19 protein-coding genes are annotated in these 20920 nt (G+C 47.3%); 8 read left to right on the top strand and 11 right to left on the bottom strand.

Annotated elements, in window-relative coordinates:
- The first annotated feature begins 1 nt into the window (after window position 1).
- Window positions 2-1759, top strand: coding sequence for an ATP-dependent DNA helicase (locus C7379_RS05250; protein WP_116616314.1), 1758 nt, complete (start codon window positions 2-4; stop codon window positions 1757-1759).
- A 155-nt stretch (window positions 1760-1914) separates the two neighbouring features.
- Here the strand turns inward: C7379_RS05250 and C7379_RS05245 are convergent, their stop codons facing one another.
- The 10 genes from C7379_RS05245 to C7379_RS05200 form a co-directional block, all read right to left on the bottom strand.
- The gene (locus C7379_RS05245; RefSeq protein ID WP_116616313.1) at window positions 1915-2337 is read right to left on the bottom strand and encodes a hypothetical protein; all 423 of its coding nucleotides are present in this window, start codon (window positions 2335-2337) and stop codon (window positions 1915-1917) included.
- A 19-nt stretch (window positions 2338-2356) separates the two neighbouring features.
- A complete protein-coding gene (locus C7379_RS05240; protein ID WP_133241871.1) occupies window positions 2357-2746 on the bottom strand; it encodes a hypothetical protein in 390 nt (129 codons plus the stop codon).
- A 530-nt stretch (window positions 2747-3276) separates the two neighbouring features.
- Window positions 3277-3825: an RNA polymerase sigma factor gene (locus C7379_RS05235; RefSeq protein WP_243406718.1), complete on the bottom strand. Its 549-nt coding sequence runs from the start codon at window positions 3823-3825 to the stop codon at window positions 3277-3279.
- A gap of 22 nt (window positions 3826-3847) precedes the next feature.
- Complete coding sequence (locus tag C7379_RS05230) at window positions 3848-5419, bottom strand: L,D-transpeptidase family protein (protein WP_116616311.1); 1572 nt, start codon at window positions 5417-5419, stop codon at window positions 3848-3850.
- Between the two features lie 15 nt (window positions 5420-5434).
- The gene (locus C7379_RS05225) at window positions 5435-5716 is read right to left on the bottom strand and encodes a T9SS type A sorting domain-containing protein (RefSeq protein WP_419185302.1); all 282 of its coding nucleotides are present in this window, start codon (window positions 5714-5716) and stop codon (window positions 5435-5437) included.
- Between the two features lie 688 nt (window positions 5717-6404).
- The gene (gene trmB / locus C7379_RS05220; RefSeq protein ID WP_116616309.1) at window positions 6405-7175 is read right to left on the bottom strand and encodes a tRNA (guanosine(46)-N7)-methyltransferase TrmB; all 771 of its coding nucleotides are present in this window, start codon (window positions 7173-7175) and stop codon (window positions 6405-6407) included.
- A gap of 253 nt (window positions 7176-7428) precedes the next feature.
- Complete coding sequence (locus C7379_RS05215; RefSeq protein ID WP_116616308.1) at window positions 7429-8445, bottom strand: branched-chain amino acid aminotransferase; 1017 nt, start codon at window positions 8443-8445, stop codon at window positions 7429-7431.
- A gap of 85 nt (window positions 8446-8530) precedes the next feature.
- Entirely contained in the window at window positions 8531-8722 is a 192-nt protein-coding gene (xseB, locus tag C7379_RS05210) for an exodeoxyribonuclease VII small subunit (RefSeq protein WP_116616307.1), read from the bottom strand.
- 42 nt (window positions 8723-8764) lie between these two features.
- Window positions 8765-10063: an exodeoxyribonuclease VII large subunit gene (gene xseA, locus C7379_RS05205; protein WP_116616306.1), complete on the bottom strand. Its 1299-nt coding sequence runs from the start codon at window positions 10061-10063 to the stop codon at window positions 8765-8767.
- An 88-nt stretch (window positions 10064-10151) separates the two neighbouring features.
- A complete protein-coding gene (locus C7379_RS05200) occupies window positions 10152-11546 on the bottom strand; it encodes a S8 family serine peptidase (RefSeq protein WP_116616305.1) in 1395 nt (464 codons plus the stop codon).
- 83 nt (window positions 11547-11629) lie between these two features.
- Between C7379_RS05200 and C7379_RS05195 the strand changes: the two genes are divergently transcribed.
- Genes C7379_RS05195 through C7379_RS05170 form a run of 6 tightly spaced genes read left to right on the top strand, consistent with a single transcriptional unit; the run spans window position 11630 to window position 16536 of the window.
- Window positions 11630-12997, top strand: a complete 1368-nt coding sequence (locus tag C7379_RS05195; RefSeq protein ID WP_116616304.1) for an MATE family efflux transporter — start codon at window positions 11630-11632, stop codon at window positions 12995-12997.
- A complete protein-coding gene (locus C7379_RS05190) occupies window positions 12994-13617 on the top strand; it encodes a cytidylate kinase-like family protein (protein ID WP_116616303.1) in 624 nt (207 codons plus the stop codon). Before C7379_RS05195 ends, C7379_RS05190 begins: the two co-directional genes overlap by 4 nt.
- Window positions 13618-13652: 35 nt before the next feature.
- Window positions 13653-13985, top strand: coding sequence for an RNA polymerase subunit sigma (locus tag C7379_RS05185; RefSeq protein ID WP_116616302.1), 333 nt, complete (start codon window positions 13653-13655; stop codon window positions 13983-13985).
- Window positions 13972-14391: a sugar 3,4-ketoisomerase gene (locus tag C7379_RS05180; RefSeq protein ID WP_116616301.1), complete on the top strand. Its 420-nt coding sequence runs from the start codon at window positions 13972-13974 to the stop codon at window positions 14389-14391. Before C7379_RS05185 ends, C7379_RS05180 begins: the two co-directional genes overlap by 14 nt.
- Window positions 14388-15344, top strand: coding sequence for a GNAT family N-acetyltransferase (locus C7379_RS05175; RefSeq protein ID WP_243406717.1), 957 nt, complete (start codon window positions 14388-14390; stop codon window positions 15342-15344). Before C7379_RS05180 ends, C7379_RS05175 begins: the two co-directional genes overlap by 4 nt.
- Window positions 15319-16536 carry a DegT/DnrJ/EryC1/StrS family aminotransferase gene (locus C7379_RS05170; protein WP_243406716.1) on the top strand — a complete coding sequence of 406 codons (1218 nt, stop codon included), beginning with the start codon at window positions 15319-15321 and terminating at the stop codon, window positions 16534-16536. Before C7379_RS05175 ends, C7379_RS05170 begins: the two co-directional genes overlap by 26 nt.
- Before the next feature lie 169 nt (window positions 16537-16705).
- Here the strand turns inward: C7379_RS05170 and C7379_RS05165 are convergent, their stop codons facing one another.
- Window positions 16706-19198, bottom strand: a complete 2493-nt coding sequence (locus C7379_RS05165) for a glycosyl hydrolase 115 family protein (RefSeq protein ID WP_116616299.1) — start codon at window positions 19196-19198, stop codon at window positions 16706-16708.
- A gap of 215 nt (window positions 19199-19413) precedes the next feature.
- Between C7379_RS05165 and C7379_RS05160 the strand changes: the two genes are divergently transcribed.
- Entirely contained in the window at window positions 19414-20517 is a 1104-nt protein-coding gene (locus C7379_RS05160) for an Mrp/NBP35 family ATP-binding protein (RefSeq protein WP_116616298.1), read from the top strand.
- The last annotated feature ends 403 nt before the right edge of the window (window positions 20518-20920 follow it).

Here is a 20920-nt window from a genome sequence, read left to right as displayed (position 1 = left end):
AATGGCAAACAAACAAGAAATCAAACTCGATTTTGAGAATGAGGAGTTCCGACATGCACTCCAAATCATACAGTTTACCCATAGCTCCTTGTTCTTGACGGGCAAGGCCGGAACCGGGAAATCAACTTTCTTGAAATATATTGCCGCAAACACTAAAAAGAAAAACATCATACTTGCTCCAACCGGAATTGCAGCCATCAATGCTGGTGGGGTTACACTGCACAGTTTTTTCAAGTTGCCATTCTACCCTCTTCTTCCGGACGATGTACGCTATTCACCGCGAAATATCCGCAAAACGCTGAAATACAACAGCGAGAAAATAAAGATCATCAGAGAGTTAGAGCTGATCATCATTGATGAGGTCAGCATGGTAAGAGCCGATATTATTGATTTTATAGATAAAGTCTTGCGTGTTTACAGCCAAAACATGAGAGAACCTTTTGGCGGCAAGCAAGTGCTGTTCGTGGGTGACATATACCAGCTTGAACCTGTCGTCAAAGAAGAAGATAGGCTACTCTTGCAATCATTTTACGTATCCTCATTTTTTTTCAACGCCAAAATTTTCTCTAATTTCCAACTCGTTTCCATAGAGTTGAAAAAGGTGTATCGGCAAAACGACCCTGACTTCATTCAGATATTAGACAATATTCGCACTTCTACTATCAGCGACAACGAGTTGCGTATGCTCAACAATCGGGTTACCAATGATAGTACTCCGATAGACAAAAGCTCCACCAACACATCCAGTCATCTTTCAATTACGCTCTCCACACGGCGCGATACTGTCGACGATATCAACACACATTGTCTCAACAAGCTACCCGGCAATACACAGATCTTTATGGGAACAATCCAAGGTGAGTTTCCCGAGTCGAGCCTCCCCACTCCCAAAGAACTGTGTGTCAAATTGGGTGCGCAAGTGCTTTTTGTCAAAAACGACATCAATCATCGATGGGTTAACGGCACATTGGGCACAATAACAGGTTTCGACGAAGAGGCTGGATTTATCTATATCCGTACAGAGGACGGTGAGGAATATAATGTGGAGCCAGCAGTTTGGAGTAACGTGCGCTATACTTTCAATGACAAAGAAAAGAAAATAGAAGAGGAAGAATTGGGCACTTACACACAATACCCCATACGTCTGGCATGGGCTATCACCGTACACAAAAGCCAAGGCCTAACCTTCAAACATGTTAAGATAGATTTCTCTGGTGGCGTTTTCGCTGCTGGACAAACTTACGTGGCGCTCTCCAGATGCACCTCATTGACGGGAATTAGTCTTGCCCAACCCATCCTCCGAGCAGATATCTTTGTACATCCAGAGGTTGCTCAATTTGCAAAAAAATACAATGACTCGTCCATCATTGCTTCCGCTCTCAAACGTTCAAAGGCCGATCAAGCCTATTGGGATGCAGCACGTGCCTTTGACCGAGGAGATATGCAAAAGGCATTGGACGCGTTTTTTTTAGCCATTCATAGTCGATATGATATTGAGAAGCCCGTGGCAAAGCGTTATTTGCGACGAAAACTCAATCGCCTGAACACACTACAAACCGAAATTGATCGCCTTAAACAAGAGGCTCGACAGCGAGATGACTATCTGAGACGGTTGGCCGTAGAGTATGTGGTGATGGGTAAGGAGTGTGAGCGCGAGGGCATGCGCGACGCTGCCACACGCAATTACGAGAAAGCTATCACCCTATGTCCCGACATGAAAGAAGCCAAACAACGAATAAAAAAATTAAAAAATAAATAGATCCAAGTACAACATATAATATGCTCCAAATACAAACATCCCACAATCATTAGTTTTAAGCGGAACAATCGTGGGATAATCGTCAATAGAAAAACAATATTATTAATTCATATAACTTTCTGATAGGCAAGTTACCCATATTAGTTTAGCGTACCTTAGTTTCTTTTAGCCACACGCCTGAAAGCCTGACGATGAAACTTCTCCTCAGCTCTAATAATGCGTAACACCTTACTTGCAGGCAACATGTTACAAAATTTCTGGTGATATTCTTGCTGCAACAGTTTAATTTGCACATCTTGCTCATCTCTTTCCCTAATGGCATCGGCACAGGCCTTATCATCCGACAAGTCAACATGGCGATAACGCCACCGCTTGTGAAAAAGCGCGCGTTGTCTTGACTGCATTTCCTTATATATAGGAAAAAATTTAGCAGCCTCTTGCGCTGACAAAGCAGCCTCTGTGGTAATAAACTGCTCCATCTCAGCGTCAAATTTCTCTGGATCAAACTTCGGGTGCCAATGTGCACTCAAACCGAGTGTCGACAAGGCAACAACAGTCATCAATAAAAATCTTTTCACGGCACTATAACATTAACGATTAATAATTGTCATCTTGCAAATACACATACATGTCATCGGTATCATACATGGCATAGTCTGCAACGGCATCCACCGCGGTATAGGATGAGACGGCCGACCTTTCATTTACCAAGCCAATAGACGGTTTTGACTCATTGTGCCGACCTACATCCAAGAAAACACTCGCACACACTATCGCGGCACAAACACTTGCCGCACTGATGGTCACATACTTAAACCACCTCCTCCCACGTTGGCGTATCGAAACAAAAGTAGCAACAGGCTGTGACGTGTCATCAGGCAATCGCTCCATCATTTGAGAAGCAAAGTCATCAAAATAGCCATCGGGCACCCTGAAAGGCTCCCTGCGACCAAACTTTTCGACAATGAATTTTTCTTCGCTAATCATATTATCCATATATTGTTTAGACTGTCTACCATTTAAAAAGTTTAAACATTTATCTATTATTATTCTGTTTTAAGGCTGGATTCAAATAATGTCCTTGTTAGATTTTAATTTTATTCTCAAAGGCAGGATATTAAGAAAGCAAGGGAGTGTAGCAAGCCGTGCGATCAAGCGTACTTACATTTTCAATCAATGAGAAACCCAAAGATCGAAAAATATAACCCCTATTTTTATATAAGCTCGTTCTAAAATTTAAGATATGCCATAATTTGGACTTATTTTCGAAGTCATAATGTACGTGAGTGAAAGAATGTAGCAAACTACACAAAGAAATGAATTTGCCATTTGAGACGAGAGGTAACCTAAAAATAACAAAGCGTATTTTTATATATTCCAAGTAACACATACATAAGTAATTTTTCAAACCAACCTTCATATTACATTCTGTTATATATTTTAAGACCATTCTTAAAAATGCATCCATACTTGTCATACATCGATGTACCACATTGTACGAGCAACAATACACGTGCTCACTCACTTTGTTCCAAATATTTTTTTACCTTCTTCACGGCCAAGTGATAACTTGCTTTCAACGCTCCCTCTGTTGTATTCAGCAGCGAGCTCATCACCGCATATTTCATTTCACCGTAGTATCTCAAGTTGAAAACCATGCGTTGCACATCGGGTAGCGTCGCTATAGCCTCTTGAAGCAATGCCTCTGCATCGTTGCCATCAAAATATGGGTCTGCTAACAATTTGGTGGCCACGCCATCGTCATGGTCCACGCCTACCCGGTTGGACAATCTTTCACGACGCAAAAAATCCAAACTCTCATTAACCGCAATGCGATAAAGCCAAGTGGAAATTTTAGATTTATTCTGGAAAGACGCTATATTAACCCATGCTTTAACAAATGTATTTTGAAGAACGTCATTGGCATCATCGTGCGATAGCACCAAATGGCGTATCTTCCAATACAGAGACTCGCCGTATCTCGTCACTATTTGCGAGAAGGCTTCTCGCCGGCGTTCTGGGTCTGCGAGCATGTCCATCACCTTTTTATCGTCAAAGGTTCTCACGTCTTGTATATTGATTTGTCGCTTAGAGGTAATTTTTTAAATGTTGATATATCACGTCGTCAAATCCATAAACATCATCAAACGATTCGACCAAACCGCTTGTGTCAGGATACATCGTATAATATAAGATGAAAATAGGCACCGAAGGTTTAACGCCAACCCATGTCACCAACTTCTTCATGTCAAGCGTATCGGCCACAGACTTCATGTTATCGGTCATATCGTCTTTGCTTACATTGACTGGCGAGACATCGGCGTTAATAGAATATTTTATCTTTTCTATCAGTCGGTCGGCTTTGTCATCAAGCAAAAAAACTGTCAGTTCGAACGGTTTTTCAACCCGAACGCAACCATGACTCACGTCGCGTTGTTTTTGGTCAAACACACTTCGCGACGAGGTGTCATGCAGATATATAGAAAAATTGTTCTTAAACCTGAACACCATTCGGCCCATAGCGTTACCCTGACCGCCTCTCTGCACCACCGCATACTGTCCACTCAAAAGCATGTCGGCGGTTACCTTGCGCAGGCTTACCTTTTGTCCTGTGGATCGCTGAATGACAAAATAGCGACGCTGGGCAAAATAAGCCGAGTCGCCTGCGTGCTGTGCAACCGTCTTTCGCACAATGCTTCGAGGCATGACCCATTGCGGATTGATGTTGACGTGCGTCACGCTACTTATCATTTGCGGTGTCTTACTGCTGTTGGCCCCAAAGGCCGTGCGCATAGTGAGCCATTTTTTTCCGTCAACAGCCAGCAGATGATAAGATGGTATATTGACCAACACGTATTTCTCATGAGATTCTGGTGTGTCGGACATACGCCACCGGCAACGCTCCATGTTCACCAATATTTTGGTACGTTCGGCCTTGCTGACATGACCATCGTGCAACATACGCTTCAGCTGTCGATAAAAAACACTTTTTGTTTCCACCTCGCGCATGTATTCGGCTACACTATCCACACGAACCTTATCCAAAGCTTTATTGTAAAATTCACGTCCCGCACGCTCTACCTTAATATCGAAAAGCGTACGAAAAGCTGTACGCTCATCGTCTGTGTCAAGTTTGTCCAAATGGTTAAAAGCGTACATGGGATTAAAAAAACCAAAACGTTGGCCAGCTACATAGCGCAGATAAGCCTTGGTCAAATTATATTCCAACCTGCCCGCGACCTTATTAATTTGATTGTCTCCATTGTCAAAATCCAGTTCCCTGAAACGCCTAATGTCATCCGCAATGCGCGTCAACCTGAATTTTTTTGTGCAGAAACCCATATCTTCCACAGCTCGAAGACCGTTCAACAAACTGTCAGCACGATGGTCCAACCCACGCCTGTCTATCCAAACGAGTGGATTTCTGTTGCCATAATAGCTACGCGTACGATAGTCAGCAGCCATCGAGTCATCGTCCCATTTGGCCATTTGGTCTATATGCTGGCGTATTTTCTCATTGCTAAGCCTGTACAACGAAGTATCAAGCACGGCATAATCGGCTATCGATAGATTGCCGTTAATGTTAGCCTTCTTATCATGGCACGACACCAGCAACAGTGACGCAAAAACTATAAGGAGCGAAACGCTACATTGTTTCAAGGGAAAAAAAGATTCTTATCTGATAGAAATTTTGCGTACCATCTTGCCAACTTTCACAATATAACAACCTTTAGGCAAGTTTAGGTTATAGCTCTTGTCAGCCCCATCCACCTTGATGCTCATCACTCTAACGCCAGTGATATTGTAAATGTACAGAGTCTCGCCTGTCGCTCCCGTTACTCGCAACACAGATTCGGAGTTGATAGAAATGGTAATAGCTTGAAAATCGTTGTCGACAATTTCAACAGCGGACGTCGCCGACGACGTCATAGGGACGCTCATCAGCATAAAAACCATCAGAAAATAGGAAAAAAGCCTTTTATACATACGCAAAATTACCATCTTACGGTTTGTGCAAAGATAATATATTTTATCTACAATTATTGCTTTGGCATTCTTTTTTTATTGTCTAATTAAGATTATTTAACGACTTAATAAAGTAATCAAAACATTTCATCAAAATGTCTATCCCATCTGGCAAACCATCATAACCATGCTCTTTCCATACATGAAAATATATGACAAAACACCTTGCATACGTCGATTATTTGCAAGCAACCATATGTTTGGTCACAAATAACGCAAAAATGCAGAGTGTTTACAACCTATTGTAAACCAAATACATATCTCTTTCTTCAAATATTTTATCGATAAATTGATACTTACGGCACTGCCATTAGATACTAATCGTGGCATGATTAAGCCCTATACATACCGTGAATAAACACCAAACAGCTTGCCATTACGCCCTAAACATGACGCGAATAAATAGTTATGACAGCAAAAAATGAAAATAAAAAATAGAAAATTAAAAAATCATGGACGAACACCAACAATTGGCACGCTAAAACAACAATTTAGACACCCCTGTTTTTTGTGATATTATTTTAACATGTGCTGGACATTCTATGAAACATTGTAGTAAAAAAAGTATGAGAAAATAGCATGATAGGCAATTATAAATACGCGCTGTTGTCACGCCAATTCATTTGGAGGTTTCAAGGCCGCTGCGTTTGTCGCGGTGGTAACTACGGTATTCGTCCAACGGAATTTCAACATCAGGCTCTTCCAACACGCCATCATGGGGCAAACGGAAACGGATGTACTTGATGTTAAGTCCACGCTCAATCCACATACGCTCATAATAAGTCTGAATGTCGAGAATAGGATCTCCCACGAGTTTTTGGGGCGTGTCATGATAGAGATCGGTGGTACAGATGTCGGTTGGCAAGTGGTTTTTTTCCACCATGCACATGGTGTAGGTGAAAAGAAAGTTGGAGTCGGTCTTGAGATGGACAAGCCCTCCATCCACCAAAAAACGGCGATAGCGTTCCATGAAGTAAGTGGAAGTGAGGCGTTTGCGCGCGTTTTTCATCTGCGGGTCAGAGAAGGTGAGCCAAATTTGCCCCACCTCGCCAGCCGAGAAAAAACGATCTATTATCTCAATATTGGTGCGAAGGAACGCCACGTTGGGCAAGCCAAGCTGTAAAGCCTGCTTGGCGCCTGTCCACATGCGCGCCCCTTTTATATCCACACCGATGAAATTGATGTCTGGATAGAGCCTACCCAAACCCACAGTGTATTCCCCCTTGCCGCAACCCAACTCTAACACGATAGGGTTGTCGTTATGAAAATAGGCTTCGCACCATCGCCCTTGCATGTCAAAGGGCACGTGCTCGATGACCGAATGTGGATACTCGAAGACATTTTTCATCTCTTTCATCTCCGCGAACTTGGCTAATTTTCCTTTTCCCATAACGCTTGTTTTGGTTGCAAAGATACAACAAAATAGTCGCTTTCGGCCCTGATGGGTACAAAAAAAGCAACGCAAAAACCATGATTGGCAAGCGCCACAGATGACGTACCCTACTCCAACGCACCAAAAAATACGCATGTGCCGACCATCACGCCCATGCGTCACCAAATTGGCGAGGCGATGAGAGCACAGCGGCATGCAAAAAAAATCCCGCTCGAATGATCAAGCGGGAGTCATGTTTTTAGTATCTTGCTTATTCTATCACGACGGTAGTCCAACCATGTTTGTCCTCAATGGTGCCATATTGGATGCCTCGAAGCGTGTCGTAGAGTTTCTTGGACAAAGGGCCAGGCTTGTCGCCGAAGTTATAACGCTTGCCCGTATCCATATCGTCCAAATAGGAAATGGGCGAGATGACAGCCGCCGTGCCACAAGCCCCTGCCTCTTCGAAGGTTTCCAACTCGTCCTCAGGGATGGGCCTGCGCTCCACTTTCATGCCAAGATCCTCAGCTATCTGCATGAGACTTTTGTTAGTGATGGAAGGCAAGATAGAGGTCGATTTTGGCGTTACATAAGTGTTGTCCTTGATGCCAAAGAAGTTGGCCGCGCCACATTCGTCGACATATTTTTTTTCTTTTGAATCGAGATAGAACTCACTGGCATAGCCTTTGGAATGTGCGATAGAGTTAGCTTTGAGCGAAGCTGCGTAGTTGCCGCCTACCTTGAACGTGCCAGTGCCAAGCGGAGCGGCACGGTCATAGTCGCGCACGATGACGTATGGGTTGCTCGAGAAACCACCCTTGAAATAAGGACCAACGGGCGATACAAATATCATGAAGCAATATTCCTTGGCCGGATGCACCCCAACCTGCGCACTCGTACCGATGAGCAACGGACGGATATAAAGCGTGGCGCCACTCTCATAAGGTGGTATGTAGGCTTGGTTGAGTCGCACAACCTGCTTAACCATCCGCTCGAACAGTTCTGTGGAAACCTCAGGCATCATAATTCCACGACACGTGCGTTGCAGGCGAGCAGCATTTTCATCCATCCTGAACACACGAACCTTGCCGTCCGGACATCGAAAGGCCTTCAGCCCCTCAAAAGCTTCTTGGCCATAGTGCAAACATGTGGCAGCCATGTGGATGCTGAGATATTCGTCCGAAGAGACCTCTATCTCACCCCATTTGCCATCTCTATAATAACAGCGCACGTTGTAATCGGTTTTCAAATAGCCGAAAGACAGGTTGCCCCAATCCAATTGTTTCATAACGAATTAATTTTATTGTTGTTTATAGTGGGATTATCACAAAAGTACAAAATATAATGATACATTGCAAGCAAAAAAGCTTTTTTTAATCAGCCGACAGTATTTTTTGTATCTCGGCATCGGTTTTGGTGAGCCTATCTTTGCAAAGTTTGATGAGTCGTTGAGCGGTTTTGAGTTGCTTTGACAGTTCGTCTATGTCCAACTCATTGTTTTCTAATTTCTCCACAATACTCTCCAATTGCTTAATAGCATCTTCATATTTGGGTTCGTTAGCCATAATATTTCATTGTTTTAAAGGATTTGTTCATAAAACCGAAAGCTATTCCACCACCGATTTGACGCTGCCATGCTCCAGACGTGTCACGATATGGTCTCCGCGCTTGAGCTGGTCGGCATGGCGCACGGCTTTGTTATCGAGCAAGGTGATGCTGTAACCACGGCGCAGGATGAGCTGTGGGTCGAGCGCCTTGACCCGAAATTCCAAGCGCCCAAGCTCATTGTTGGCTCGCTCCAAACGACGCTCCACCAATGGGAGGAGATTGGCCGAGGCCAATTGCAGCCGGTGTCCGGCTGTCGAGACATTGTGATTGACAAGTGAAACCATTCGGGACATAAGCCGATCGAGGTGCGCCTCTTGGCGAGTTTTGACCAAGGAGAAAAGCATGGGCACACGCTCGGCAGATCGGTCAAGGCGACGACGCTCCTTATCCATGACCTGTTTGACGCGCATGGCAACGCGCCGCTCGTAATCGTTGATACAAGATAGCACCGCTACCAGATTGTCGATAAGAACCGCGGCAGCGGCCGTGGGAGTTTTTACACGGGTGTTTGACACCATGTCGAGAATGCTCTCGTCACGCTCATGGCCTATGCCGGTGATGATGGGCAGTGGGAAATTGGCCACGTTCTCGGCCAACTCGAGGGTGTCAAAGCCACTAAGGTCGGCCGTGGCGCCACCTCCACGGATGATGACCACCACGTCGAAATCATCAACGTGACGATTAATCTCGTTGAGAGCGGCCACGACACTTTGCTCCACACGCTCGCCTTGCATGACCGCAGCAAACAGCCGGGGATAGAACTTGAAGCCGTAATCATTGTTCGAAAGCTGACTATAGAAGTCGCCATAGCCCGCCGCACTCTCACTGGATATGACCGCCACGCGCTGCGCGAACATTGGAATGGTGAGTTCTTTCTGCATGTCAAAAACTCCCTCTTGCCGCAGTTGGCGAATAATCTCCAACCGCTTGCGTGCCATGTCACCCATGGTATAGGTGGGGTCTATGTCTTGCACAATCCACGCGAAGCCGTAAGCCTCATGAAAACTCACCGCCACTTGCAACATCACTTTCATGCCAGCACGGAGCGGCTGGCCCGTGACACCCTCAAATTTGGGGCGCAATACCTGCCACCTTTGCTTCCAGCACTTGGCAGAGGCACGGGCTATTGGTGTTGCCGAAAAGATATCTTTCTGAACTAACTCCATGTAGCAGTGCCCACGAACCTCACGTGCTTCAGACAGCTCTGCTTCCACCCAGAACAAGCTATCGAGCGTAGTTTCGAGCACATCGCGCACGAGCGAGTTCAGCTCGAATAGTGTGAGTGTGGTCTTCTGCATGTCAAACCCATATATAAAAAAGTGTGGTGAGTGTTATATCAGGTGACTATAAATAAAGTCGGAGGTAGTCAACAAACTGTCGTAAAAATTATTTGTCCTTGCCCATCAAGTAGGCTTTCCAATAATCAGGGACGCCATAGCCATAAACATTGTCAGGATAAGAAGCCCTGTCGGCCGACCGACGCACGAGGTCCATGATTTCTACAGCCGTCTTGTGGGGCAACGCCTGCCACAAACAAGTGACCATTCCACAGGTAATGGGAGCGGCAAAAGAGGTGCCGTTGGCCGTACCAATGACTCCAGAGCCATCAATAACCGTTGACTTATAACCTTGCGCACCCACATCAGGCTTAACGCGGCCATCAAAGGAAGGCCCTACAGAGCTGAAATTAGCATTGATGCTATCAGCCGTAAGGGCTGCCACCGCGAGAATGTTCGTGGCGTCAGCGGGACAATTGGTACGCTTCCATGGTCGGGAGCCCTCATTGCCCGCGCTGTTGACAAGTATCATTCCCTTGCCCGCAACCATTGAGGCGGTGCGCGAGATGAGCGTGGTCTTGCCGTTCTGCTCACGGTATTTGTGATTGGTGGACTTGTCGTCAAACTTACTGTAACCGAGTGAAGAGTTGATGACATCGGCCCCGACGGAGTCGGCGTATTCAACAGCTTGGGCCCAATAGTCCTCTTCTACCAAGCTCTCATGGTCGCCATCCTCGCTCCTGAGCAACAAAAACGAAGCGTGGGGAGCTGTGCCAACAAACAGGCTGTCGACGTTGGCGCCAATATCCGAGAGCACCATGGTGCCATGATCAAGCAGATCGTAGAGGTTGGCCGTGTAGGGATAGGCGAAGTCGCGCTGCCCAATGATGTTCACATTCTTGAAATAACCTATGCGGTTGACATTCATAAAGCCGCCGTCGACGATGGCTATGAGCATGCCGTCGCCACGAAAGCCAGCTTCATGGAGCTTCAAACCGTTGAGCATTTTTATCTGGTGCCATCCCCGTCCATAGTGATGAGTCTTGAGCATACGTTGGGCCAAGGTGTCAGCCACAATGGAATCGGGCTTGGTGGGATAGATAGAATCGGGTGCGGTAAATACCTTCGTACAGTGAGTTACAAAGTCAAGTTCAGCCAATTGGGGCGCAAGGCTGCTCTCGGTCGACTTGATGAGCACAGTGTTGTTCCATTTGCTGCCGCCGATAACCTGCAAGCCGGCCTTGCGAAGACGTTTGAGATATGTGGCAGACAATGGCAAATCAGTGGAGTCTACGGGCAGACTCTGTTTGGCTCTACGATGCAAAGCCTTGGCGGATAAAAATTTTTCAGGCTTTTTTAACGTGTAAGCAGAGCCTATTTTGTCTTTAAGTTCTACCCTGAAGATATTGAAATGACCACCGGGATAGGCTATTTTTTTGTTGGGCTTAGCCGAAACAGCCATAACGCCAAAAACGAGAAGAGTAAGGAAGAAGATTTTTTTCATCAAAATTTTTCTTTATGTTTTTTGCAAAAGTAACCGTAAATTAGCAGAACTCCAAAACTTTTTAGTACTTTTGCAATTAACCTATGGAGAAAAAAACAATGTCGAACACATTGGAATTGGGTACCAAGCCAGTAGGCCCTTTGCTCATGCAATACGCCCTACCAGCCATCATAGCGATGACCGCCTCATCCCTATACAATATTATTGACCGAGTGGTCATAGGCCAAGTGGTCGGCCCAATGGCCATCTCCGGGCTTGCCATCACGTTTCCTTTCATGAACCTATCGGGTGCGTTTGGAGCCGCCGTGGGCGTGGGTGCGTCTACAGCCATCTCTGTAAAATTAGGCCAACACGACTATCATACAGCTGTAAACCTGTTGGGCAATACCGTGACACTGAACCTTATCGTGGGTTTTGCACTGGCGGTGATCTGCTTGTGGCTACTCGATCCCATACTCTATTTTTTTGGAGCAAGTGAACAAACCATTCCGTATGCACGAGATTTTATGCAAGTTATTATGGCTGGCACCATGATAACGCACATGTATTTTGGAATGAATGCTGCCTTGAGAGCCGCTGGTAAACCTCGACAAGCCATGTACGCTACGATATTTACAGTGGTGATGAACATCATATTGGTGCTCGTTTTTATTATGTGGCTTGGGTGGGGTATACGTGGAGCGGCCTTGCCCACCATCATATCACAGGCCACAGCCATGATTTACCAGCTTAAATTATTCGCCAACAAGAAAGAAATTTTGCATTTCAAACGAGGTATTTATCGTTTGAAATCCACCCTCGTGAAGAACATTGTAGGTATCGGTATATCTCCATTTTTAATGAACGCATGCGCCTGCATTATCGTTATCTTTATGAACAATCAGTTCGTGAAGTACGGTGGAGACCTTACAGTAGGCTCTTACGGCATAGCAAACGCCATCGGAACCATGTTCGTGATGTTTATTATGGGTGTGAACCAAGGCATGCAGCCGATAGCTGGCTACAATTATGGCAGTCAACAAATAGACCGACTGATGGAGGTCTTGAAACTTTCCATTATCACGGCGACATGCATCATGACCGTCGGATGGCTCATCGCGATGTTCCTGCCCTATTATTGTGCTCGCATGTTTACCACCGACGCAACGTTGATAGCCATGTCCATCCATGCCATTCGCATCAACATGCTACTATTTCCAATTATCGGGTTTCAAATGGTAGTTACCAATTTCTTTCAGTGTATCGGGAAAGTGCAGATCAGTATCTTCCTTTCTTTATCGCGCCAACTGTTGTTTTTACTGCCGCTTTTAGCCATACTACCACTGTTTTGGGGGGTGGATGGCGTATGGTATTCACTTCCGGCATCTGATCTTACGGCAGCAATCGTCGCGGCGATAATCATGCAAATATACATGAAAAAAATCAAGAGACAAATACAACAAAAACCATGAGCAATCCAAAGATTATCATTAACATTGGCCGTCAAATAGGCTCAGGCGGACATGTTATCGCCAAAAGGTTAGCTGAAGAGTTCGATTGCGCTTTCTACGACAAGGAATTGCTCAACCTTGCAGCTAAGGAAAGTGGCTTCAGCGAGAAGTTTTTTGAGCAGAACGATGAAAAAAAGGGCTTCTATAAATCAATGTTTCATATCCAAGTGCCTTTAATGGGGGAGAACAATTTCTACAAAAACGACTTCTCACAGGAAAACCTTTACCTCTTCCAGAGCAACGCCATACGCAAAGCCGCAGATGAAGGCAGCTGCGTTTTCGTGGGCAGAACGGCCGACTACGTGCTGCGCGACTACAAAAACACGGTAAGCATTTTCATCACGGCAAGCATGGACCAACGTATCCAACGTGTATGCAAACGGCTCAATTGCGACCGCTCCACCGCAAGAAAAGCGATCAAGAGCGAGGAAGAAAGTCGCTCGTCGTACTACAATTATTACACCGGCAAACGATGGGGACACTCTGAAAGCTACGATTTGTGCGTCAACTCGTCCATCCTCGGCATTGACGAGACGGAAAAATTCATCGCCCAGTTCATCCGCCAGCGATTTGATCTGTAAGCAAGCGGCATACCCATATCCACAATAGACACACCATGGACACATACGCCAAACAAGTGAGTGATTACCTCTCGTTGATGACTGACACGACGTTGTTGGTCAGCGAGCATGACAAAGCCAACATGGATATTCTGATTACCATGCTTGGCGAGGTGGACAAAGATATCATTTGCGCTTACTTCGGCATTTTTGGCAAACCCAAACAAACGCCCGATGACATTGCGGCCAAATACAAAATAACGCCCCAAGACGTTCTTACCATCATAGAAAAAGACTTGAGAAAGATAGCTATCACACCTGAATGGCAGATGATGCGACTGTCTTTCTCACCCACTATCAAACGCAAATTGGCTCATGGAATTAGGTAAAATTATCGAGCTTCCCAAGATAACAGACCCACGTGGCAACCTCACCGTGGTGGAACAGCTCAAAGACGTCCCTTTCAATATAAGCCGGGTGTACTGGACTTACGACGTGCCCGGAGGCGAACACCGAGGTGGCCATGCGCACAAGCATTGCCGCTCGCTCGTCATCGCGGTTAGCGGCGCGTTCACGGTAACGCTTGACGACACTCACCGCAAGACCTCTTTTCTGCTCAATCACCCTTATCAGGGATTGCTTATAGAGACCGGCGTATGGCGCACCTTGGACGATTTCTCGTCCGGGGCAGTGTGTCTCTCAATAGCCGAGGACCCATTTGACGAGGACGACTACATCAGGGAGTACTCAGAGTTTGAGCTATACAAACAACAATTGTCCAAGAAAGAGCTGTGACAAACTACTTTGACATCGTACGATTCGAGCCGAGTCTGGCCGACGAGTGGAACGATTTTGTAGCCCATTCGAGACAAGGCACTTTCCTTTTCAATCGCCGATACATGGACTATCATGCCGATCGGTTCACCGACCACTCTCTCATGTTCCACTCAAAAGGGCATCTTCGAGCCCTGTTGCCAGCCAATGCCGTGGGCGACACATTATGGTCGCACCAAGGACTCACCTATGGCGGCTTGCTCACTGACGACAAGGTCACGGCCGTGGACGTGCGCACAATGCTCGAGGAAATGGGAAGAATGCTGCGTAAACAAGGCTTTTGTCGAGTGGTTTACAAGCCCATACCGTGGATTTACCACTGCATACCATCAGAAGAAGACCTCTTCGCGCTTACCAACACGTGCCACGCCCGTCTTACCGAGCGCAATATCAGTTCGGCCATCCGCCTTTCCCATCCTGTGAAATGGCGACGAGACCGACGCTGGAAAGCCAACAAGGCGCACGCGGAGGGCATCGTCGTGGAGCAAAGCGACACGGAATCCGACTTGAAAAGTTTTTGGAACGTGCTCACCGAGAACCTTCTCCATGCACACAATGCCATCCCAACGCACAATTACGAGGAAATTTCGCTGTTACGATCGGCGTTCCCAGACAATATCAAGCTGTATGTAGCCAAGCATGACGAGCGTGTATTGGCAGGAGTGCTTCTGTTCATTACACCTCGCGTAACACACGCGCAGTATATATCCGCCAACTCTCAGGGCAAACAGTTGCATGCCATTGACGCTATTTTCAAAACCATTCTTGCCAACGACCATGCCAACGACGCGTTCTTCGACTTTGGCATTTCCACCGAGAATCATGGACAATGGCTCAACGAGGGGCTTATAGCCCAAAAAGAAGGCTTCGGCGCACGCGCCGTGTGCTATGACTGGTACGAATGGCAACTTTAATCCCTTATTACCTATTATGAACATTCCCTACCTCTCTTTAAAGAGCGTCACCGCCATGCACATGGACGAAATCATAAACGCCGTGGACGGCGTGGCGCGCTCAGGTTGGTATCTTCAGGGCAAGGCCAACGCCACTTTTGAGCGCGACTACGCCGCCTTCATAAGCACGCAGCATTGCATTGGATGTGGAAATGGTCTCGACGCGCTCACCCTTATCTTTCGCGCCTACAAAGAGATGGGCGCAATGCAAGAAGGCGACGAGGTCATCGTGCCGGCCAACACCTACATAGCCTCAATACTCTCCATCACCGAGAACAGGCTGACACCCGTCTTGGTGGAGCCAAACCCTGACACCTTGCAAATAGACGAGAGCCGCATAGAGCGAGCCATCACCTCTCGCACGCGAGCCATCTTGATAGTGCACCTCTATGGTCGCAACGCTTGGACACCCCGCATAGAGACCATTTGCCAAGAGCGTCAGCTCAAACTCATCGAAGATAACGCGCAAGCCCACGGATGTTTCGCGCCCAAAAAAGACACCAACGGCAACCTTTTCCGCACGGGCGCCATTGGTGACGCCGCCGCGCACTCGTTCTATCCGGGCAAAAACCTTGGCGCTTTAGGCGATGCTGGGGCCATCACAACCAACGACACAGAGTTGGCGAGCATTGTCCGCTCCATGGGCAATTACGGCTCAAGCAAGAAGTATGAGTTTCGCTACGAGGGCAAAAACAGCAGGCTGGACGAACTTCAGGCAGCTGTACTAAGCGTCAAGCTCAAGTATCTCGATACGGACAACCGCCGCCGAAAAACTATCGCGGGCTTTTATTACGCCAATATAAACAATGCGGCCATTGAGCTCCCAGGGCGAAGCCAATGGGCCGCCGCCAAGCCTGTCGACGCAAACGGGCTCACGCATGGCGAACGTTGCGTGTACCATATCTTCCCAGTGTTATGCGCCCAGCGCGACCATTTGCGCCGCCATCTTGCCTCATGCGGCATTGACACGATGATACACTACCCCATCCCACCCCACCAACAGGCTTGTTTCAAAGCATGGAACCATCTGTCACTGCCCATAACCGAGCGCATACACGCGTCAGAGCTCAGCATACCTTGCAATCCCACGATGACTGACGAGGAGGCGGCTTGGGTTTGTCAAAGCATCAACAGTTTCCAGCCAGCCACATAACCCAATGGTTCACAACAAGAAAAAGCCATCTCGCGCGCATCCCTCAACAGGTCAGCGAGATGGTTTTTTCTATTTATTTTAGCCATTCGGAAAAACGCTTCAGTCCTTTGTCATCCCCGACTTAAATTCTCCCATGACAGGTTGAAAGCCCTCATTCCTTCAGCATTGGCTACATGGCCGCACGCACAGGAAACATGTAGAAATGGCGATCGCTATCATAGTCTATCATCCATTGATCCACCACGATATGGTCATCCAATGCCGTGACCTCAAGGGTGTGCTGTCCCTCCGTGAGATATATGTCTTGTACCTTGATTGCCTGACCACGCAACACGTTCTGTTTCCACCCCTCTGACCCGTAGTTTTCTTTCAACGAGAACACCATCGGCGCCGCGCCGTCAACGCTTACGGCATAACGCAAATCGCCGCTATCACTTGGCTGTGTTGGTATAAGTGCCATATAGAGTTTGGCAGGGCCAGTTTTGGCATAAAATTTAAACGATATTTTTCCATTTTTTGGCACCGAAACGGCTTTCATAGAGTGCCCTAACATGTCTACCGTCTGTGTGCCCACGGTACAAGCGGAATAGTCACACGCATTGCGAACAACGCATCCATCAGTTGCCAGATTTGACCTTGCGGGGGAAGCGTCGCCGTATTTCCTAATTTCATCAGAAGTTAGATTGTCGGGCAATACGGGTTCTTGGAAAACAGGCAGCCCTCTCGGGGACCTGCTCATCAACCCATCCCATTTGCCGCCAGCCATCGTCTTGTTATAATAGTCCGTAAGCCTCACTATCTCTTCATGTGCCTTCCAACTCCTGACAGCCGACTCCAAAGCCTCCCGATCCCCATGAAAGCTCGACGGCCGCCCGATGAGGCGCGCCTCTTGGGCTTGCAAATGCTTGGTCGCCATAGCCGCGGCGCAATACACAGGATATTTCACCGCCGCAAAAAAAGCGTCTTTAAGCTCGGGTCTCAGCATCGTCTCCGCATGGGCCACACGCCGTTTCACCTCTGCGTATTCCGCCAAATAGCGTTCCAACTCATTGCCAAACTCCTCTGCGTTAAAATCAGAGTTTCTCACCGGTGTGCAACCATCTTTATAAGTATTATGATCCACTTCCACTTGGCTCCAGCCCATAAACTCGGGTTTACGAATAGCACACAACCGATAAAAATCTGTCATAGGCCGCACCAACTCTTGCCCGACCGACTTGCCAAACTGCTGTACAAGCCAGTTCTCCAAATGCTTTTGAACCGTATTGGCACGCACGCAGTCTATATTCCAAGCCATATCCATGAACAGGCTCAACTGGTACGCCGCCACCTTTGGGTCGTGTATATTGGCTATCCACAGACGGTGGGCGTTATGGTCGTAGGCACGTCTCATCTGGTGATAGAGCAGTCCGGGCTGGGTGGTGGCAAGCCACAAATAGTCGTGCGGCCGTCCACAATAGCTCAGGTGGTAATACACACCCGACCCACCGCTTCTTTTTTGCTGATATTGATTAGACAAACGTGTCATATAACCGTAGTTGTCATCGCACCACATTAGGCACACGTCATCGGGTACACGTAGCCCGTTCTCGTAGATTTCTAACACCTCCTTGTAGGGTATGAACACTTGCGGCACCTTGGCAAGGTCTCTGTTCACCTCCTCAGCAAGCAGTTTGCGTTGCGCGTCAATAACTGCCTGCAAGACTTTACGTTTCTCTTCAAGCGTGCGCGCGCCCTCCATGGCGTCATCGCGCGTCCCCCTCATTCCGATAGTATATAGCGCATCCATGCCAGATGTTTCTCGGGCACGTTCCCGCCAATAGCTCAACACCTGATGTCGATTGCTCATAAAGTTGTATGGGCCACGCTTCTCCGTGTTCCACTCGCCCACATTATTACGCAGTATCGGCTCACTATGGGACGAACCCACATAGATATCGAACGAGTCGACCACCTCCTTGTTTCCTCTCACCTTAAAAAATGCGGTCGTCCCCTCGTGCATAGCGGGCCACAAGGCATTGCCACGCAGTCGCAACAAAAGTTCGCAGAGCTTATGATAATAGTTAGGGCCTAACAAGCCCGTTCTCGAATGAGGGTCTATTTTGCGTTTGTCCCACACACGTGTCGACCAGTCCTCGCCGTTGACAAACACACCACGAAACTCTACAGACGGGCTTTGCGTTGTTTCGTATCGATCGTCGAGCGTGAGCCGATGTTTGCGCTCGGGCCTCGCGTCACCCCAGTATATCCAAGGCGACACACCCGCCAACCTCGACAATTCGAGTATGCCATAAGCTGTTCCACGGCCGTTACTACCCACAATAATTATCTTGCGATCACGCACACCCAACCAAAAGGCATCTGGCTTGACTATAAAATTAGCGTATGGAACGCGATATTTGTCTATAGCTTTCATCTCTTTGTTATTAGCCATATCAAGCTGATAGACTTCTATACGGGCGTTGTCCTTGCGGCGAGCAGACTTGCCCGTCACGGCGCGCATATCCGACTCAAACATTTGAAGGGCTTTTTGCACCACCGTGCCATACCGTTTTTGGACGGCATAAGCTACGTGTCCCCCCGAATACCACACCAACTCCCCTGCTTGCATCGTCATCGAGGCAATCAAGAAAAGAGCTGTTACATAACATCTTATATTCATCTTTTGATTAATTTTAGCTCATTAGCCACCATGCCTAAGCTTACTATAGGCATCCAGCAAGCCACAGCCGACAGGCCTGTCAAACAAAACGATCGCATACATGTTTCACAAAGATAATAATTTTAGAATTGACCATGAAATTATTTGCGCTTTATTTGCGTTTTAAACAAATATTAGGTACTTTTGCCAAACATCATCGGTTATACAAAACAGCTATGACAATATATCCAAAATTAATTACAGACGCACTCTCCACGGTAATTTATGCCGGCACGAAAAAAAACCTCATCGAGAGCGACATGCTGGCTGACACACCGAGCGTCAACGGCAACAAAGTGACTTTCACGCTGATATTTCCACGCGAGACTGACCCATTCCTCAAGTCTACACTCAAAGCAGCCGAGGCCGCCATACATTACCATGTGGGCCAAGATGTGGAGGTGAGCATAAAGACAGAGTTCAAGTCGGCCCCGCGTCCCGAGGTAAGCAAGCTGTTGCCACATGTGAAGAATATCATTGCCGTAAGCAGTGGCAAAGGCGGCGTGGGCAAAAGCACCGTCTCCGCCAACCTTGCCATCTCATTAGCCAAGCTCGGTTACAAGGTGGGCTTATTAGACACAGATATTTTCGGCCCCTCCATCCCCAAGATGTTAGGCGTGGAAGACGCCAAGCCCTACGCCGTGGAGAAAGATGGGCGCCAACTCATCGAGCCAGTACAGAAATACGGTGTAAAGTTGCTTAGCATCGGCTTCTTTGTCAATCCAGACACGGCCACCCTTTGGCGGGGCGCCATGGCCACGTCCGCGCTGAAGCAACTCATCGCCGACGCCAACTGGGGCGAGTTGGACTACTTCATACTCGACACGCCACCGGGCACTTCAGACATACACCTCACGCTCCTGCAAACACTCTCCATAACAGGGGTGGTCATCGTGTCAACACCCCAGAACGTAGCTTTGGCCGACGCGCGCAAAGGCATAGACATGTATACCAACGACAAGGTGAACGTGCCCATTTTGGGCTTGGTGGAAAACATGGCATGGTTCACGCCTGCCGAACTGCCAGAAAACAAATATTACATCTTCGGAAAGGACGGCTGCAAGAACTTGGCCAAGGAGATGGGATGCCCATTGTTGGCACAAATACCCATCGTGCAGAGCATCTGTGAGAATGGAGACAAAGGCACGCCCGCCGCTCTTAACGTCGACACCATCACAGGGCAAGCTTTCATCAACTTGGCGCAAGCTGTGGTCACCGTGACCAACAGGCGCAACAAGGACAAGCCCAAAACACCTATTGTCGAGGTGAAGAAAAGCTAACCCACCCCATAGCACCCCTCCAGCACTTGTTCATGCCCGAGCCAAAACATTGCCGACAATATTGGCAAAGCTGGCTCGGGCATGTTAATACAAGCGTGTGCCGCGTGAAATAAAGTAAAAATTTAATGATAAAAAATAGGCCTTTAAAACTACCCCAAATAGCAATAACAACATCAAAAAAACCGCATAAAACATTCTTTATTTGCCAAGAAAAATATGTCCATAGCACGTTAAAGCACCAATGACGACGCCATTAAGGTTTAATCACAGCGGCTTTAGAACCTAATTGCGACACGTTTGGTATCTTTTCATGTTACCATTAATGCTTAAACGCAAAACCATTTTACAAAGATATTTGCGCCATCTCATCCATAAAACGCATATCTCGCTGATTATTAACAGT

Origin of the sequence: Hallella colorans (assembly GCF_003096815.1) — a bacterium.
Classification (GTDB): Bacteria; Bacteroidota; Bacteroidia; order Bacteroidales; family Bacteroidaceae; genus Prevotella; species Prevotella colorans.
This window is presented reverse-complemented; position numbering and strand designations above follow the sequence as displayed.

Coding starts and splice junctions, on each gene's coding strand:
- C7379_RS05250 (WP_116616314.1), top strand. CDS start 2: ATGGCAAACAAACAAGAAATCAAACTCGATTTTGAGAATGAGGAGTTC.
- C7379_RS05240 (WP_133241871.1), bottom strand. CDS start 2,746: ATGATTAGCGAAGAAAAATTCATTGTCGAAAAGTTTGGTCGCAGGGAG.
- C7379_RS05225 (WP_419185302.1), bottom strand. CDS start 5,716: ATGGTTTTTATGCTGATGAGCGTCCCTATGACGTCGTCGGCGACGTCC.
- trmB (WP_116616309.1), bottom strand. CDS start 7,175: ATGGGAAAAGGAAAATTAGCCAAGTTCGCGGAGATGAAAGAGATGAAA.
- C7379_RS05215 (WP_116616308.1), bottom strand. CDS start 8,445: ATGAAACAATTGGATTGGGGCAACCTGTCTTTCGGCTATTTGAAAACC.
- xseB (WP_116616307.1), bottom strand. CDS start 8,722: ATGGCTAACGAACCCAAATATGAAGATGCTATTAAGCAATTGGAGAGT.
- xseA (WP_116616306.1), bottom strand. CDS start 10,063: ATGCAGAAGACCACACTCACACTATTCGAGCTGAACTCGCTCGTGCGC.
- C7379_RS05200 (WP_116616305.1), bottom strand. CDS start 11,546: ATGAAAAAAATCTTCTTCCTTACTCTTCTCGTTTTTGGCGTTATGGCT.
- C7379_RS05195 (WP_116616304.1), top strand. CDS start 11,630: ATGGAGAAAAAAACAATGTCGAACACATTGGAATTGGGTACCAAGCCA.
- C7379_RS05190 (WP_116616303.1), top strand. CDS start 12,994: ATGAGCAATCCAAAGATTATCATTAACATTGGCCGTCAAATAGGCTCA.
- C7379_RS05185 (WP_116616302.1), top strand. CDS start 13,653: ATGGACACATACGCCAAACAAGTGAGTGATTACCTCTCGTTGATGACT.
- C7379_RS05180 (WP_116616301.1), top strand. CDS start 13,972: ATGGAATTAGGTAAAATTATCGAGCTTCCCAAGATAACAGACCCACGT.
- C7379_RS05170 (WP_243406716.1), top strand. CDS start 15,319: ATGACTGGTACGAATGGCAACTTTAATCCCTTATTACCTATTATGAAC.
- C7379_RS05165 (WP_116616299.1), bottom strand. CDS start 19,198: ATGAATATAAGATGTTATGTAACAGCTCTTTTCTTGATTGCCTCGATG.
- C7379_RS05160 (WP_116616298.1), top strand. CDS start 19,414: ATGACAATATATCCAAAATTAATTACAGACGCACTCTCCACGGTAATT.